At 55.4% G+C, this 17,227-nt stretch carries 15 protein-coding genes; 6 read left to right on the top strand and 9 right to left on the bottom strand.

The genetic code is table 11. The annotated features are described in order from the left end of the window. Positions 1-38: 38 nt before the first annotated feature. The gene (gene yodD / locus NQ230_RS08815) at positions 39-266 is read left to right on the top strand and encodes a YodD family peroxide/acid resistance protein (RefSeq protein WP_013097742.1); all 228 of its coding nucleotides are present in this window, start codon (positions 39-41) and stop codon (positions 264-266) included. A 301-nt stretch (positions 267-567) separates the two neighbouring features. Beyond that, a complete protein-coding gene (locus tag NQ230_RS08810) occupies positions 568-1,368 on the top strand; it encodes a mannosyl-3-phosphoglycerate phosphatase-related protein (protein WP_257260812.1) in 801 nt (266 codons plus the stop codon). Here NQ230_RS08810 and dgcQ read toward each other — a convergent pair. The 3 genes from dgcQ to NQ230_RS08795 all read right to left on the bottom strand — a co-directional run bounded on the left by dgcQ (position 1,365) and on the right by NQ230_RS08795 (position 4,299). Further along, positions 1,365-3,053, bottom strand: coding sequence for a cellulose biosynthesis regulator diguanylate cyclase DgcQ (gene dgcQ / locus NQ230_RS08805; RefSeq protein WP_121424292.1), 1,689 nt, complete (start codon positions 3,051-3,053; stop codon positions 1,365-1,367). The two genes, NQ230_RS08810 and dgcQ, sit on opposite strands and share 4 nt — an antisense overlap. A gap of 73 nt (positions 3,054-3,126) precedes the next feature. Then, the gene (locus NQ230_RS08800; protein WP_008500307.1) at positions 3,127-3,309 is read right to left on the bottom strand and encodes a YodC family protein; all 183 of its coding nucleotides are present in this window, start codon (positions 3,307-3,309) and stop codon (positions 3,127-3,129) included. A 78-nt stretch (positions 3,310-3,387) separates the two neighbouring features. Beyond that, positions 3,388-4,299, bottom strand: coding sequence for a DUF808 domain-containing protein (locus NQ230_RS08795; protein ID WP_148242020.1), 912 nt, complete (start codon positions 4,297-4,299; stop codon positions 3,388-3,390). Positions 4,300-4,477: 178 nt separating this feature from the next. On the opposite strand from NQ230_RS08795, the gene yedA reads away from it, so the two are divergent. Next, positions 4,478-5,392 (top strand): drug/metabolite exporter YedA, encoded by a 915-nt coding sequence (gene yedA, locus NQ230_RS08790; protein ID WP_159514462.1) that lies wholly within the window; start codon positions 4,478-4,480, stop codon positions 5,390-5,392. On the opposite strand, the gene NQ230_RS08785 is transcribed toward yedA, so the two are convergent. The 3 genes from NQ230_RS08785 to NQ230_RS08775 form a co-directional block, all read right to left on the bottom strand. Further along, positions 5,364-5,855: a very short patch repair endonuclease gene (locus NQ230_RS08785; RefSeq protein WP_257260810.1), complete on the bottom strand. Its 492-nt coding sequence runs from the start codon at positions 5,853-5,855 to the stop codon at positions 5,364-5,366. The genes yedA and NQ230_RS08785 overlap by 29 nt on opposite strands. Further along, entirely contained in the window at positions 5,836-7,251 is a 1,416-nt protein-coding gene (locus tag NQ230_RS08780; RefSeq protein WP_306671197.1) for a DNA cytosine methyltransferase, read from the bottom strand. The genes NQ230_RS08785 and NQ230_RS08780 overlap by 20 nt, the downstream gene beginning before the upstream one ends. Before the next feature lie 61 nt (positions 7,252-7,312). Continuing rightward, positions 7,313-8,014: a phosphohydrolase gene (locus tag NQ230_RS08775; RefSeq protein WP_257260808.1), complete on the bottom strand. Its 702-nt coding sequence runs from the start codon at positions 8,012-8,014 to the stop codon at positions 7,313-7,315. Positions 8,015-8,298: 284 nt separating this feature from the next. Between NQ230_RS08775 and ompC the strand changes: the two genes are divergently transcribed. Next, complete coding sequence (gene ompC / locus NQ230_RS08770; protein ID WP_257260807.1) at positions 8,299-9,462, top strand: porin OmpC; 1,164 nt, start codon at positions 8,299-8,301, stop codon at positions 9,460-9,462. A gap of 56 nt (positions 9,463-9,518) precedes the next feature. Here the strand turns inward: ompC and NQ230_RS08765 are convergent, their stop codons facing one another. Continuing rightward, entirely contained in the window at positions 9,519-10,382 is an 864-nt protein-coding gene (locus NQ230_RS08765; protein ID WP_257260805.1) for an N-acetylmuramic acid 6-phosphate etherase, read from the bottom strand. A 164-nt stretch (positions 10,383-10,546) separates the two neighbouring features. Here NQ230_RS08765 and NQ230_RS08760 point away from each other — a divergent pair, with 164 nt between their 5' ends. Both NQ230_RS08760 and dcuR read left to right on the top strand, forming a co-directional pair. Beyond that, on the top strand, positions 10,547-12,163 hold the full coding sequence (locus NQ230_RS08760) for a sensor histidine kinase (protein WP_193939531.1): 1,617 nt from the start codon (positions 10,547-10,549) through the stop codon (positions 12,161-12,163). Beyond that, positions 12,160-12,879: a two-component system response regulator DcuR gene (gene dcuR / locus NQ230_RS08755; RefSeq protein ID WP_032658686.1), complete on the top strand. Its 720-nt coding sequence runs from the start codon at positions 12,160-12,162 to the stop codon at positions 12,877-12,879. Before NQ230_RS08760 ends, dcuR begins: the two co-directional genes overlap by 4 nt. Here the strand turns inward: dcuR and NQ230_RS08750 are convergent. Both NQ230_RS08750 and NQ230_RS08745 read right to left on the bottom strand, forming a co-directional pair. Continuing rightward, entirely contained in the window at positions 12,860-13,822 is a 963-nt protein-coding gene (locus NQ230_RS08750; RefSeq protein ID WP_257260801.1) for an FAD:protein FMN transferase, read from the bottom strand. The two genes, dcuR and NQ230_RS08750, sit on opposite strands and share 20 nt — an antisense overlap. Before the next feature lie 94 nt (positions 13,823-13,916). Then, a complete protein-coding gene (locus NQ230_RS08745; protein WP_257260798.1) occupies positions 13,917-16,697 on the bottom strand; it encodes a flavocytochrome c in 2,781 nt (926 codons plus the stop codon). Between the last annotated feature and the right edge of the window lie 530 nt (positions 16,698-17,227).

The raw sequence follows: 17,227 nt of genomic DNA, 5'->3' as shown, positions 1-17,227 counted from the left end.
TACTTACCGTTGGACACGGTTGAATGAGGAACCCCGTAATGAAGACCGATAAAGAGTACAGCGACACCATCAAGCGCGAGGTTGAGGTGGATGTCGATGCCCTGCTGGCCGCCATCAATGAGATCAGTGAGTCGGAAGTCCGTCGGACGGACGACAATTCGGACCGCGTCATTGTCAACGGAAGGGATTATCACACCTATCGTGAGCTGGCCGAGGCCTTCGAGCTTGATATTCACGACTTTAGCGTGTCTGAAGCCAATCGGTAGGGCGAAAAAAATCCCGGTCATGGGGATGACCGGGATCAAAACTTGCTTATGCAAGAAGCACTTGAAAATTCGTTACACCAGGAAATCTGATGTACATGCCACACTATCCCCAACGAATTTGTCTGACAAGCATATATTCTTATGATGAATATAATATTTTTAACATAATGCTTTTTGTTATGAGCATTAACACACGCCGAATGCGGGTTTGCCAGGGAATACTCTCATTTCTCCTGTTAACAATTCGGCTATTTTTTAGGATTTTTCTTAGAAAGAGACGAAGCCGTTACCAGGAGTCACTATGCCTTCACTGCGGGACACATTGCTGATTTTTTCGGACCTGGACGGCTCGCTGCTGGATATTCATACCTATGAGTGGCAACCCGCCATGCCCTGGCTGGACAGGCTGCTGGATAACCAGATCCCGGTCATTCTCTGCAGCAGCAAGACCGCAGCAGAGATGCTGGATATCCAGCAGGATCTGGGGCTGGAAGGCTTGCCTTTTATTGCCGAGAACGGCGCGGTAATTCAGCCCGACGTGCGTTGGGAGAAGGTTCAGCGCCAGATCAGGGGAATGACGCACCGGGATATTCGCCCGCGGATCGAGCAAATTCGCCTGCAGACGGGCTTTAAATTCACCACCTTTGACGACGTGGATGAGCATGTCATCAGCGAGTGGACCGGACTAACGCGCTACCGTTCGGCGCTTGCCCGCAAGCATGAAGCGTCCGTCACGCTCATCTGGCGCGATACCGACGAGAAAATGGTCCAGTTTGAAGAGCTGCTGGCGCGCAGTGGCCTGAAGTGTCTGCAGGGGGCGCGCTTCTGGCACATTCTGGACGCCCGCTGCGGCAAGGACGTTGCGGTTAACTGGCTGATTGCGCAGTACCGCGAGCAGGAAGAGATCGAACCCACCACGCTGGGGCTCGGCGACGGCCCTAACGATGCGCCGCTGCTCGACAGCGTTGACTTCGCGGTAGTGATTAAGGGCATTAACCGCCAGGGCATCACGCTACGGGATGATACCCCCGCCCGGGTTTATCACACCCGGCAGCCCGGCCCCGCGGGCTGGCAGGAGGGGCTGGATCACTTCCTGTCCTAATCCCGCCAGACGACCCGGTTACGGCCGCACTGTTTGGCCTGGTACAGCCGGGCGTCCGCCACGGACTGCAGCTGTTCAAACTCGTAGTTACCCGCTTCATCCGCGCTGCTGACCCCCAGCGACGCGCTGATGCGCAGAGTCGTGCTCTTCTTCACCAGGATCTCCTTGCTGTCGATCCGGCAGCGAATGCGATCCGCGACGCTTCTCGCCTCCTCCAGACCAATCCCCGGCAGGACAACGCAAAACTCTTCCCCGCCTACGCGCCCTGCCACGTCATTCTTGCGTAGCGCGCTGGCAATCAGCCCTGCCGTGTGGGAGAGGACTTTATCACCGGCCTGATGGCCGAAACGGTCGTTGATGTTTTTAAAATGGTCGAGATCGATCTGAATCACCGAGAACGGCAGCGACTGCTGGCGACAGGTTTCCGCCAGCAATTTTGCGCGGTCGAACAGCGCGCCGCGGTTATTCAGCCGGGTAAGCGGGTCATGCCAGGCCTGCCACTGGAGCGAGTGCTGAAGCGTGTACATGTTGCTCACCATCCGACGGATCACCAGCCACGAGATCAATAGCATGGCGGTAAAGAGCGCCCACAGCAGCGCCAGCACGATGCTGATGCTGCCGAAATCGTCCTGTACCCCTTCGTGCAGGGTGTGGATCCGCAGGACAACGCCATCGAAGTGATCGAGCCGCTCCCAGCTAACAAACCGGCTTCCGAGGCGGATCCCGCCGCCGGTCGCGTGCTCAATCGCCTGCGCAATCTGCGCCGTTTCGCGTTCGTCAAAATGGTTAACCGCGTTCTCCGCGTGGACTGAGGTGGCAATCATATTGAGCCGGGTATCGTACAGTTGATACTCCCCTTCCGTTCGATCTTCCGTCGCATCGGCCAGCAGACGCTGCATCGTGCTCAACGTAAAATCCATCGCCACGACGCCATACCAGTAATGATCGAAATAGATTGGGACGCTGGCGGTGATCGTACGTTCATCATTGGTCCAGGATGAAGGGGTAGAGATAAACCAGCGCACCGCGCGCGCGCGATTGTTCCGTTCTGACTGCTGGGTAAACCAGGACTGCGTGACCAGATGGTAATAGCGGGAGGTAATATCCCCCGCCTGGTCCGGCGTATCCGTGGAAATGAAAAATCCGGCGCGGGACACGTAGATCACGCGCGCTTCCGTTTGCGCTCTCGACGACGCCAGCCTGAGCAGATACCCCACTTCGAGCGCGGCGGAAATTTCGTGGCTGAGACGCTCAGCGTCACGATTCAGTAGCGTGGTTTTGTCGACGAACGCATCCGAAACGCCGTTAATGGGGAGGGTGCGTTTTTTATCAACGGCAAGCTGCCAGGTGGGGAGCATGCGGAGGGTGTTAAAGCGTGACACCGCATTCTGTAATACATCAAAGGCCAGCGGCGTCTGGATCGCATCACGCATGCCCTGACGGAACAACAGCATCCTGTCCACGCTGTTCTGCAGCTGCCTGTCCAGCGAACTGGCCACCGTATCCAGATGGTTACGCTGGCTGGAGATATAAGCCTCTTCGAGGACCACCACCTCACGCCAGGTCAGGAGAGTGGAAAACACCAGAACGACCAGAAAACAGAGATTAACAATCAACCCCGGATTGCTACGCTTATGCAGCCATTGCAAAAATGATCGTCTTACAACAAAGGTATCGCGCTGCACACACACTCCATGATGACTGCCTTACACCCGGTACTTGAGATAAAAACGCCCGGCAAAGCCGGGCGTTATGTGATTAAGCCTTGTCCCGCTTGTGCTGCCCGTCCCCCGGCTGAAGCTCATCTTCACGAAATGCTTCCCGCTTGATGCTATAGCCATCGTGCCACCGACATTCCACCATTCCGCTGGAATACCCGGTGACAATCATACGTGGGCCGCCCTTCTTAGGCTTAACTTCATCACTGACCAAAAAGACCATACCTGCCTCCTGTATCAGGGTGAAACTGTTTCAATTTAGACGAGGAACGGTCTTTTTGCATCCCACAGCGGGTAACAATTAGTGCGACGTGCCGCGTATTTTTTCAACCAGCTTCACCGCCGCGACCACGATAGCGCCAATGATAAAGCCCAGCACCAGATTCAGCAGCGTCGGCAGAATCGCCGCGACAACGGCCCCCTGCGCCGAGGAGAAATGTTCGATTGCATGGTGCAGCGGAGCGATACCGTGAACCACGATCCCGCCGCCCACGAGGAACATCGCCAGCGTGCCCACCACCGACAAACTCTTCATCAGCCACGGGGCCAGCACCAGCAGGCTTTTGCCGATGCCTCTTGCCACCGCGCTCGATTTCTCCTCCAGCCAGTAGCCGATATCATCCAGCTTCACGATCAGTCCCACCAGGCCGTAGACGCCGACGGTGACCAGAATGGCGATGCCGGAGAGGATCAGAACCTGATTCAGGAGCGGCGCGTCAGACACGATGCCCAGCGTAATGGCGACAATCTCTGCGGACAGGATAAAGTCGGTTCGAATGGCGCCTTTGACCTTATCGCGCTCGAAGGTTTTTGGGTCCTGCGCGGCCAGCGCTTCCAGACGCTGCTGGCGCATCTCCGGCGTATCGCTCTCCTTGCGCGCGCTGAAGGAGTGCAGAACCTTCTCCACGCCCTCGAAGCAGAGAAATGCCCCGCCAATCATCAGCAATGGCGTGATGGCCCAGGGAATAAACGCGCTGATCAGCAGCGCCAGCGGCACCAGAATCACCTTATTCAGGAAGGAGCCTTTTGCTACCCCCCACACCACCGGCAGTTCACGGTTAGCCCTTACCCCACTCACCTGCTGGGCGTTAAGCGATAAATCATCTCCCAGCACACCTGCGGTTTTTTTCGCCGCCAGTTTACCCATCACTGAAATGTCATCCAGTAAGGTCGCAATATCATCCAGCAATGTTAATAAGCTACTTCCTGCCAAAATCTTAATCCTTCATTTTTTGGTAATTAGGTGAATAGTATGGAGCAAAAGCGCAAACCCGGAAACAGGCACCTCACGTCAACAAAAAATTCACATCAGCTACACAATTAAAGGGCTCGCCAGCAGGATAGTTTTCGCGTTTACTATCAGCGACCTTTTTATTTCGTCGTGAGGGATTATGCGTTTCCGGCAACTGCTACCGCTCATTGGGGCACTCTTTTCGCTGTACATCATCTGGGGTTCAACCTACTTTGTCATTCGCATCGGCGTGGAAAGCTGGCCTCCACTGATGATGGCGGGCATCCGCTTCCTCTCGGCTGGCGTGCTGCTGCTGGCCTTCCTGCTGCTGCGCGGGCACAAGCTTCCCCCGCTGCGCCCGATGCTGAATGCCGCCCTCATCGGCCTGCTGCTGCTGGCGGTGGGAAATGGGTTTGTCACGATTGCCGAGCACCAGAACGTACCGTCCGGGATCGCCGCCGTGGTCGTTGCCACCGTACCGCTGTTTACCCTCTGCTTTAGCCGCCTTTTCGGTATCCGTACCCGCAAGCTGGAATGGCTGGGGATTGGTATTGGCCTTGCTGGCATTATTCTGCTGAACAGCGGCGGCAACCTGAGCGGGAATCCGTGGGGCGCCGTCATCATCCTGATTGGCTCGATGAGCTGGGCGTTTGGTTCCGTCTACGGTTCGCGTATCGAACTGCCGGCCGGCATGATGGCGGGGGCGATTGAGATGCTTGCCGCCGGAATCGTGCTGCTGCTCGCCTCCACGCTGACGGGAGAAAAGCTGACGACCCTGCCGCCATTGTCGGGCTTTCTGGCGGTAGGCTACCTGGCGCTGTTTGGCTCCATCATCGCCATTAACGCCTACATGTTCCTGATCCGCAACGTCTCACCGGCTGTCGCCACCAGCTATGCCTACGTCAACCCGGTCGTGGCCGTGCTGCTCGGAACGGGATTGGGGGGAGAAACGCTCTCTTCCGTTGAATGGCTGGCATTAGGGGTGATTGTTTTTGCCGTCGTGCTGGTCACCCTGGGCAAATATTTACTGCCCGCAAAACCGGTGGTCACGCCTTGCGGGGTGGAGAAACCTTAAGCTGGTGAATTCCCTGGGTGTCGATCTGCGCGGTCTGGCCGCCGCCGCAGATCCACTCTTCCAGCCGTTCGGTCAGATCGGCATCGTTCAGTTTTAATCTGCCCCTCAGCGCGCACTCCCAGACGATCATCACCCGCCAGCCCTGCGCAATCAGCGCGCTCAGGTCCCGGCTGTCGCGCTCGACGTTTTTGCCAATTTTATCCAGCCAGAAATCGGTGCGCGTCGCGGGGACTTTAAACAGGTAGCAGTCGTGGTGGTGCCAGAAACAGCCGTGGGTAAAGATGATGCACTGCCAGGCGTCGATGACGAAATCCGGCCGGCCCGCAAGCGCGGGATCCTGCACGCGGAAATCAAAGCCCGCCTGCGTCAGCAGCCCGGCCAGGCGCTTTTCGATGGCGGTGTCACGCGTGCCGATGGCACGCATGTTTTTGCTGCGCGTCGCCTTATCGTGAACATCCGTCATTGACGGCCTCGCCCTGACGGAGTGCCACCGCCTGTCTGATGCGCGAGGCCAGCAGTTTGGCCACCGCCGCGAACGCGGGAACCACCACCGAATTACCGAACTGGCGGTACGCCTGGGTGTCCGAAACCGGAATGCGGAAGCGGTAGCCCTGCGGGGTCTCAAATCCCATCAGCCGGGCGCATTCCCGCGGCGTTAAGCGTCGCGGACGGTGACGTTGATTATGCGGATCGTCGAAATCTGTTTCACCCAGCGCCTTGTCCCAGCCCCTGTCGATCAGGATTTCCGCGCCGTCTTTGTAGTAGCGAGCAGACAGCGTGCGGGTCACGCTGTGGGGATCGTTGGGGTTTACCATCCCAAAACCGAAGCCGTTGCCCTTCGCCTGATGTTTCTTGGCGTAGCGGTAGAGGTATTTCCACAGCACCGGGGTCAGGATAAATTTCGCGTCAACGACAGGTTCCAGCAGGTCGGCCACGGTTGGACGCCGCTCGGGATACAGAGACGGGATATCCCGAAGGGTGAAATTCCCCTTGAGATTGAGATCGCGGCGGAAACCTACCAGCACGATACGTTCACGATGCTGGGGCAGGAAATGTTTCCCATCAATGATTTTGGGATCGTCCGCGCCCATGTCCTGTGAATCGGCCACGTCATAACCCAATTCATCCAGCGTTTGCATGATAATGCGGAAGGTTTTTCCACCGTCGTGGCTCTTTAGATTTTTGACGTTTTCCAGCACAAAGATGGCCGGACGGCAGGCATCGATGATGCGCGCCACATCAAAAAACAGCGTTCCCTGGGTATCGCAGGCAAAACCGTGGGCGCGTCCGAGGGCATTCTTTTTGGAGACACCGGCCAGCGAGAAGGGCTGACACGGGAAGCCTGCCAGCAGCACGTCATGCGCCGGGATCGTCTGGCGAATGTGCTCGGCGGCGTGTTCATCCGTTACGCCGCTTTTATGGCTCAGGGTCACATCGCGGATATCCGCGTTGAAATGATGCTCGTGCGGATCGCAGTACCAGTTGGCCTTGTAGGTCCTTACGGCATGTTTGTTCCACTCACTGGTAAACACGCACTGTCCGCCGATAGCTTCAAAACCGTGTCGGATGCCGCCGATACCGGCAAACAGATCGATAAAACGGAAGGCATAGTTCGGGTGCGCGGCAGAAGGACGCGGAAGCAGGTTTTGCAGATAACGAAACTCGCCCTCACTCAGGCGACGCCCTGCGCGCTCGCTGGTCAGCAGACGTTTAAGGATCGCCGGGCTCCAGTGGCTCTCGCCGTGCGCCACCAGCAGATTGGCCAGCGTTTTAGCATCATAGATATCCAACAGCTGGCGCAGTAACGCCTGCACCGTTGCCGTTGATTTCTCAGCCTGCTCAGGCGCGGGCTCTGTCACTGATCGATTTTCCTGCATTCTTTTAACCGGAGAATAAAGACTGGAAACAGATTACCACAGTTCAGTTGCGCAAACTGCGACGGAAGCGGTTCAACACCTGGCTATCCAGCCCGATGCAGTCGCCGCGTAATTCAGCACTGAGTTTCGCCATAAACTGGATCAGGAAATCGGCATTGTGACGTGCCAGCTCGCGGCCCATTTCCGTTTGCATTGTATCAGGCAATCGCAGCAGCTTGGTCTGAAAATGGTCTAGGGCAAACGCACGGTCGTCAAGGGTACGCGCATCGGCAAAGGGATCGTCGGCATCAAAAAGCGACACGCCCAGCGCGCCCGAGACGGCAAAGACGCGCGCCAGGCCGATAGCGCCTAACGCTTCCAGCCGGTCTGCGTCCTGCACGATTTTGGCCTCTATGCTCTGCGGCGCAATCCCGGCGCTGAAGCTGTGCGCTTCAATCGCGTGCGCGACGGCGGTTGCGTGCTCTGGCGGAAAGTCCAGGAAGTCGCGGCGCAAAATATCACCCGTCTTGCGCGCCGCCAGCTGTGACGACCGGCTGCGTTCGGGATGGTTTTTCGGCAGGCTGACAATATCGTGGAAATAGCATGCGGTCAGGATCACCAGCGGCTCCACCGTTTCATTAACCATGATTTTTTGCGCCGTCATCCAGACCCGACGGAAATGCGAAATATCATGTGCGGTATCGTCGGTGCTGTGGTTTTCCTCGAGCCAGCGCTCAAATCTGTGCTGCCACTGGGCAAGTTCCATCGTCATATCCTGTTGTTTAAAAGAGCGTGAATTATAACACAGCCGAATCAAACCAATTAAAAAATAGAATTGCGAAATACTTAATAATAATTACATCATATAAATTCAATGAATTAATTCACTAGAAAAATAAAGAGATCAATAGAAATATTTAGCAATATTTCATCGAATTTAATTACATTTATTTTTGAAACTAAATAACATCTCCTGGAATAGTATCGAGCCTGTAATTACGGAGCGTGATTACATATATTCATATAAATTATCTTTTAAGGGAATATATAATGAAAAGAAAAGTTCTGGCAATTCTGGTACCCGCGTTATTAATGGCAGGCGCAGCAAATGCGGCTGAGATGTACAACAAAAACGGCAACAAAGTTGACCTGTACGGCAAAGTCGATGCGCGTCACACCTTCTCTGACAACGCTGGCGACGACGGCGACGAAACCTATGTGCAGATTGGTTTCAAAGGCGAAACCCAGATCGCTAACGACCTGATCGGTTACGGCCAGTGGGAATACAAAACCTACGCTAACGATACCGAAGGCGCGGGTGACAAATCATTTAACCGTCTGGCATACGCTGGCCTGAAATATGGCGAATACGGTTCATTTGATTATGGCCGTAATTACGGCGTCGTGTACGACGTAGAAGCCTGGACCGATATGCTGCCTGTATTTGGCGGTGACTCTTACACCTGGACCGATAACTTCATGAACGGCCGTGCTAACGGTCTGGCAACGTATCGTAACCAGGATTTCTTCGGTCTGGTTGAGGGTCTGAATTTCGCGCTGCAGTATCAGAGTAATAACGAAGGTGGTCCGCACGAAGATCAATTCGGCAATTATATTGATGTGCAGGAAGGCACTAAAAACGGTCATAACGATGTTCGTTTCCAGAACGGCGACGGTTTCGGTATGTCTACCACCTATGACTTCTCTGGCGATCTCTCCGGCCTGAGCCTGGGTGCGGCATACTCGTCTTCCGATCGTACTAACGAGCAGGTTGCTTATGGCAAAGCCGCGGAAGGCATCGGCTATGCGGCTGGTGATAAAGCTGAAGCCTGGACCGTGGGCGCGAAATACGATGCTCACAGCGTCTACCTGGCGATGATGTATGCGGAAACCCGCAACATGACGCCAATCGGCAACGTTGGTATCGCCAACCAGACTCAGAACTTTGAAGCGGTTGCTCAGTACCAGTTCGACTTCGGTCTGCGCCCTTCCCTGGCATGGGTCTACTCAAAAGGTAAAGACCTGGACGGTAAAGGATTCGATCAGGATCTGGTTAACTACGTCGACCTGGGCATGACCTACAGCTTCAACAAAAACTTCTCCACCTATGTTGATTACAAGATCAACATGCTGGATCAGGACGAAGCGCTGTATGACGCATACGGTATTTCCACCGATGATATCGTTGGCATCGGCATGACCTACCAGTTCTAATCTCCAAAATACCAAAGGCCGCAATTGCGGCCTTTTTTACGTCTTCACGGTGTATGTTACGGCGCTTCCTGCAGCGCCACGCGGATAAACCCGTTGTTCTGCACCAGCAGCTCATGGGCTTTCCACGCATCCAGCCCTGTCAGCACCATTAATACCGCCGTTTTACAGTTATGGTTACAGCTCTCCAGCGCGGCTTTTGCCTCCGTCCGGCTGCATCCCCCCGCTTCCATCACAATGGCGATTTGCCGTTCAGCCCATTTGGTCGTGCCTGCTTCAAGATCCACGCGCAGGTTGCTGAAAACCCGTCCGGTTCGGACGGCCAGCCCAGTGGCGATCATTGAGAGGATCATTTTCTGCGCAATCCCCGCTTTGGTGTTGAGATAGCCTGCGACGACGTCGGCCCCCAGTTCCGGCGCGATAACCATGCTTGCCAGCTGTGCGGCTTCACTTTGCGCATCACCGGTAATAATGGCGACCGGTGAACCCAGCGACCACGCGTGACGCATAGCCCCCCAGACCCACGGCGTTTTTCCGCTGACGGTCACGGCCAGCATCATATCGTGTTCGCCAAATTTGATGGCCTGCAGATCGGCAACGCCGCGCTCGTAGCTCCCTTCCCCTTCTTGCGCCGTAACGGCCATCACAGGGGTTTTGCCCGGCGCATATTCATCGGCAACCTGTTTCGCAACACGCCCCGACGGCCCCGCGCCAACGATGACCAGGCGACCGCCATGGCTTAGCGTTGCGGCGGCGTTATCCACCACGCGGGCAATAGTATCTAAACAGGGGGTAACAGCAGCAGAAATGAGTGCATCATCCTGGTGAATGACTTTCAGCATGTCCAGCGTGGACAATCTATCAATATTCATCGTGCTGGCGTGCCGTCTTTCCTTGACCGAACCGGTAAGCATAATGCTCATAAACAGCCTCCTTATTATGAGTACCCACACACTATAAAGTGTTTTATATAGATGACCTGCGAGGAGGGTCACGAAAAGAGGAGCAAATCCACGCCTTTACATGGCTTTAAGAAAAGCCCGTCATCGGCGATAATTACCCCTTTCTTAATCATCGCGGAGTGTTGATGAGCGATTTGCAGCCTTTCCTTCCGACGCGCAAGCGCCCCATGAAGCTGAACACCCTGGTCACGCTGATGGTGTGCGCGATTATTGCCTCTGTGCTGCTGGTGGTCTTTGCGCTCTACTCCGTACAAATCACCCGGGCGACCCGCGATGATGTTAAAGACACCGCGCTCGGCATTGCCCGCACCCTTGCCGACAGCCCCGAGATACAGCGCGGCCTCATGCAGGCACCGCAGGAGAATATTATTCAGCCCATTGCCCAGGCGGTGACGAAACGAAACGATCTGCTGTTCACCGTGGTCACCGATATGCGCGGGATCCGCTATTCACACCCGAACGAGGCGCTGCTGGGGCTGCATTTTATCGGTGATGATTTAACCCCCGCGCTGGAAGGCAAAGAGAACGTATCGGTTAACCGGGGCGCACTCGCCGAAGCGCTGCGCGTTTTTACGCCCGTCTACGATGGCCAGCACGAGCAGATCGGCGTGGTGGCGGTCGGTATCTCCCTGAATAAGGTTGAAGAACAGATTGCCCGCGGGCGGCTAAACGCCGTCTGGACCATTTTATTCAGTATTTTTATGAGTTCGATGGCGATTTGGGGTCTGGTGCGGGTCCTGAAACGCATCCTGTTCGGACTCGAACCTTACGAAATTTCCGCCTTGTTCGAACAGCGCCAGGCGATGCTGCAGTCGCTTCGCGAGGGGGTGCTGGCCGTCGATATTCACGGGCGCGTGACGATGATCAACCAGACCGCCAGAGAAATATTGCTTCTCCCCTCAGGCAAGCAGACCGAAAACGCCAGCGCGCCCCTGCTGGCCAGCCTGCGTGAAGTCTCAAAGACGGGCGTCGCGCGCCAGGATCAGGAGATCAGCTGTAACGGGCGTCTGTTGCTGTGCAATATGGTGCCCGTTAAAAGTCAGGATCGGGTGATCGGCGCCATCACCACCTTCCGTGATAAAACGGAAATCAGCCAGCTGATGCAGCGTATTGACGGCATGGTCAACTACGTCGACGCCCTGCGCAGCCATACCCACGAGTTTATGAATAAACTGCATGTGATCCTGGGCCTGCTGCACATGAAGCGCTACGACAAGCTGGAAGAGTACATCATTCAGACGGCACAAAATTACCAGACGGATATCGGTACGATACAGAGCAAGGTAAAATCCCCGGTTATCGCCGGGTTCCTGCTGGGTAAAATCAACCGGGCGAAAGAAGCGGGCGTCACCCTGACGCTGGCGGATGAATGCCAGATACCGGATACCGCGAGTGAAGAGCAGGTCGCGGTGCTGATCACCGCGCTGGGTAACCTTATTGAAAACGCGCTCGACGCGATGGAAGGACAGCAGGAAGGTGAGATTGGCCTGCTGCTGCATTATCAGAACGGCTGGCTCAGCTGCGAAGTCAGCGACGATGGCCCCGGCATTGATCCCGCTCAGCTGGAGGCTATTTTTACAAAGGGCTTCTCAACAAAAGGTGAAAACCGCGGCGTTGGGCTGTTCCTTGCTCGCCAGCAAATTCAGAACCTCGGCGGCGATATCAGCGTCGAGTCTGAGCCAGGCGTATTTACCCAATTTTTTGTTCACATCCCCTGGGATAGCGAGAGGAATATCGCGTGATAAATGTATTAATTGTCGATGATGACGCCATGGTAGCCGACCTCAACCGTCTGTATGTCAACCGTGTTGAAGGTTTTAGCTGCTGCGGCGTCGCCTCCACGCTAAACCAGGCCGAGGCCATCATTAATAACCCCGGGCAGCCTGTCGATCTGGTGCTGCTGGATGTCTATATGCAGCAGGATAACGGGCTGGATCTGCTGCCCGTTATCCGCGCATCCGGCCGCCCAATCGATGTGATTATGATCTCGTCGGCTGCCGACGCCGCCACGATCCAGACTTCCATCCACTACGGCGTGGTGGATTATCTGATCAAGCCGTTCCAGTTCCCGCGCTTTGAAGAGGCGCTGAACGGCTGGAAGGCAAAGCACAGCCTGATGGGTTCGCACCAGTACTATGAGCAGGCCGACGTCGACCGGCTGATCCACGGCGGGGCGCCGGAACTGGCGGACAGTAAAAAGCTGCCGAAGGGGTTAACGCCGCAAACGCTGCGCACGATTTGCCAGTGGATTGACGCTCACCCGGAGACGGAGTTTTCTACCGATGACCTGGCCAACGCGGTTAATATCTCCCGCGTGTCCTGCCGTAAATACCTGATTTGGCTCGCGCAAATCAACATTCTGTTCACCAGCATTCACTACGGTGCCACCGGCCGTCCGGTGTATCGCTACCGTCTCCAGCCGGAGCAGACCGGCCTGCTCAAGCAATACTGTCAGTAACGCGGTAGTCGTTATCCAGCAGGGTAAAGCGGAAGTGGTGCATCGAGGAGATCACCACTTCTTTTGTTTTGGTCACAAAAATCGCTTCAATATCGGGGCGCGCGCGCAGGGCGGCACAGCCCTTTTCTATCCCCATGCCGTACATCAGCGTGGTCCAGATATCGCCGTCGATGGAGTCTTTCGAAATAATCGTCACGCTATCCAGCTCGTTGTCCAGCGGATACCCGGTGCGCGGGTCGAGAATATGGTGATAACGCCTGCCGTTTTGTTCGAAGTAGCGTTCGTAGGTTCCCGACGTCACGACGGACAGGTTCTCTACGGTCATCGTGCCGATCAGCGCCTCACCGGCGAACGGTTTTTTGAGCCCCACGCCCCAGCCCCCTTCCGGCGAGCCTAACGTCTGGATGTTCCCGCCGAGGTTGATCAGCCCCAGCTCAGCGCCCTCTTTACGAAGGTAATCACGCACCCTGTCGGCGATATAGCCTTTGGCGATGGCCCCCAGATCGATCTCCATCCCCGCTCTGGTCAGAAACACGCTGCTGCTGGCCTCATCAAGGAGGACATCTTCAGGACGGGTAATCGCCAGCAGCGACGCGATTTCATCGGCAGGCGGAACGCTGTCCCCCTGAAAACCAATTTTCCAGCGCTTCACCAGTGGACCTATCGCCAGGTTAAAAGCGCTGTCCTTGAGCAGGCTTGCCGCTTTTGCACAGCGGATCAGCTCAAACACCGGCCGGCTGACGGTAACCGGATGCTGCCCAGCGGCATGGTTGATGTCCATCACCTGCGAGTGCGCGCGGTTGACGGTAAGCAGATCCTCATACTGTTTGATCAGGCGAAACACGCGGGACGCGAGGGCTTCGTCGTGGGAGAAGAGTTTGAGGAGGATGGGTGAGCCCATCAGGACGGCGGAGTAGCTGTAAACACGATGGCTATCAGGCATAGCATGAGTCCTCAGATGTAGCCCCGGCAGGCACCGCGCCGCCGGGGAAAATGCCGGATAACGCTGCGCGTATCCGGCCTACAACACAGGGGTCTTACTGCTTTTTCGAACGCATAGCCGCCTGATGTCCTGCAAGCGTACCAAAAATAATGATATCTGCCACTGCGTTACCGCCGATACGGTTACCGCCGTGGATCCCGCCAACCACTTCACCGGCCGCAAACGCGCCTGGCAGCACGTTGTGGTTGCTGTCCAGCACGCAAGTTTCAGTGTTGATGGTCACGCCGCCCATGGTGTGGTGCACGCCCGGCGCAATCTGAATGGCGTAGAACGGCCCTTCGTTGATTGGCGCACGCAGCGCGGTGGTACGGCCAAAATCGTCATCGTGCTGTTTTTCAACGAAACCGTTGTAACGTTCCAGCGTCGCGAGGAAAGCGTGGTAATCCATCCCCAGCGCTTCAGCCAGGGCTTTTGGCGAGCTGGCGCTGGTCACGAAACCTTTCGCGATGTACTCATCCGCGGCTTTGTTTTTGGCACGGACGTGCTCGTCAAAGACGATGTATGCGTATTTTTCCGGCAGCGCGATGATTGACGCAGAGACCTTATCGCGGGTCGACATTTCGTTGTAGAAGCGCTCCCCTTTCTGGTTCACCAGAATCGCCCCACCGCCGCGAATGGATTCGGAAATCAGGTACGAGGTGTTCTGCTCAACGGTTGGGTGAATTTGGATTTCGCCCATATCCACGGTACCCGCCCCGATACGCTCCAGCAGCGCGATGCCGCCGCCGGTCGCCCCTTTGTGGTTGGTGGTGACGAACCCTTCCAGATCCGGACGGTATTTCACTACCATCTGGCTGTTGGCGCTGAAGCCACCGGTGGCAACAATCACGCTTTTGGTTGCCACGGTGACAGTTTCGTTCTCTTCGGTGGTCAAACGTACGCCGGTCACTTCGCCGTTCTCGAAGATAATGTCGCTGACGGAGGTATCCAGCATCACCTCGATGTTGCGTTTGTTGACGTTACGCACCAGGCCGCTGATCAGGTAGCCCCCCACCGCAGAACCGTCTTTTGGACGGTGAGTACGGTCGATGCTCATCCCACCGGTGGTGGTAATGTCGTTAAGCATAATGCCGCGCGTTGCCAGCCACTCAATCGCCTGCGGCGCGTTCTCGACAAAGCGACGCAGCAGTTCCGGGTTGTTCTTGTTGCCGCCGCCTTTCAGGCTTTCCTGATAGAACAGCTCTTTACTGTCCTGAATGCCCTTCACGCGCTGGAAGCGGGTTTCGGCGGCGTTCATACCGGCAGAGGCTTTAATGGTGTTCCCGCCGATGGTTGGCATTTTCTCGACAATCAGCACGCTCGCGCCTTCGTCGTGAGCCTGAATCGCCGCCGCCAGACCTGCGCCGCCGCTGCCGACAACGACCACGTCCACGCTGCGGGTTTCGTTCGGGTCAACGCCCTCTTCCGCGGCCAGCGCTTTGCTGGACTTCAGCATCGCTTTCGAGACCGCTTTCTTCACCGCTTCACTCTGGCTGGTTGCGCCGGTGATAGCATCCACGTGCGGGGTATTGGCGTCCAGAATACGGGTACGGATCTCTTCAAAGCTGGTCACAAACTCAACGTCTTCACTCGGGCCGGAGGCCAGCTCGATGTCCGCAATACGGTCGGTTTCCAGGCTGACGTTAATCACCAGTTCGTTAGCGTCATCCTGCACTTTCTCAGCAAAAGTACCCGGTTTGAATTTGGATTCGCCCATGCTCATGTCGCGGATCATCGCTTCTACCAGCGAGAAGCGCCACAGCGGTTCCGGAATGCTCAACTCTTCGCGTTGGGTGCTGTCCATAAACAGCTCCAGGCTTTCCCCGGCAGCGATGCGGTCGGTCCAGTCCGGGTAAGCGATAGTCGCGCGGCCCACTGCGATCAGATCGTAACCGTGGTCCAGCGCCTCATTCACGTCTGAAGCATTTACCACGCCGCCCACGCCCATGACCGGAACCTGCGCCAGCGTTTCAGAACGCATCGCGCAGTATTTTTCGATAAGCGGGGTCGGATCCTGGGTGTCGACAATGGAAGGACGCAGGGTCGCGCCGACGGAGAAGTGCAGGTAGTCCACGCCGCGCGCCGCCAGTTTTTCCAGCAGGTACATGGTGTCGTCAAAGCGAATGCCCGGGACTTCCATCTCTTCAGGGGAGAAGCGATAGCCAACGATGAACGCATCGTCCGCGTACTGTCGCACCATCTTGTGGGTGATATCCAGCACTGCCAGCGGGAATTTCGCGCGGTTATCGCGGCTGCCGCCCCACTCGTCGTCGCGCTGGTTAGAGTTAGGCGAATAGAACTGCTGAATCAGGTAGGTGTTTGCGCCGTGGATCTCCACGCCGTCGAAACCGGCCTGGATGGCGCGGCGCACGGCCTCACCAAATTTGCCGATCATGCCTTCCACTTCTTCAGCGGTCAGCGCAACCGGCGTTGCGGCACCTTCACGCGGCGCGGCTACGGCGCTTGGGCCAACCGGGGTACGGCCACCAATCAGTTTTGGGTCGACCATGCGGCCGCCGTGGTAGATCTGCAGCAGCGCCTTAGACCCTTTGGACTTAATGGCCTCTGCGATTTTCGCCAGCCCAGCAATTTTCTCGTCATTATCAATACCGATGGCACCCGGGAAGGCGAGACCGAGATCGTCGACGAAGCAGCACTCCACAATGATGGTACCAATGCTGCCGGAACGGGCCCGATAGTACTCCACCAGCTCGCTGGTGACGGTGCCGTCAAAATAGCCGGTACAGGTTGTCATCGGGGCCATTAACAAACGGTTTTTCAGTTCAGTACCATTCGGTAATGTGAAGGGGCTTAGAATGCGTTCGTTAGTGCTCATAATTGAAACTCCAAACTTTTAAAAATTAAGAATTCGTTATCGGATTGATTTTTTATTTCGTCGTTATTTGCCGATGTCATGATATTAATATAATGATTTTTTTAGTTTCTAAAGTTATTACGTTAGTTAAAAAACTATTTAATCCCTGCGATAACACAAATAACACATTGGTGTTAGCGATTGTAATTCAGCTATTCACAATAATTTAAAATTCGTTAAATGATTAATGGTAAAACCAATTCACCATGACACAACTAAATCCTATAAAAACAACAATATATGATTACACCGAAATCAATATTGTTAAGGGAATGATAAATAACACGCAAAAAATACGCAATACCCACATACGCCAGAGTGGTTATTAATAAAAGCATAAAAATAACGCTGCAATTCTATTTTTTTGATCGCGATCAATAGTTATGGCATTCAAAAGCGCAATATAAAAACATCATCATTTTTTAATTTAGCGCACACAAAAACGCGTTAAATCGCTATTACTGAAAACACAAGAAAACACCTTTAATAAC

This window comes from Enterobacter asburiae (assembly GCF_024599655.1).
In the GTDB taxonomy this organism is placed as follows: Bacteria; Pseudomonadota; Gammaproteobacteria; order Enterobacterales; family Enterobacteriaceae; genus Enterobacter; species Enterobacter asburiae_D.
Note: the sequence above shows the minus strand (reverse complement) of the source record. Positions and strands in the feature narration are given on the sequence as shown.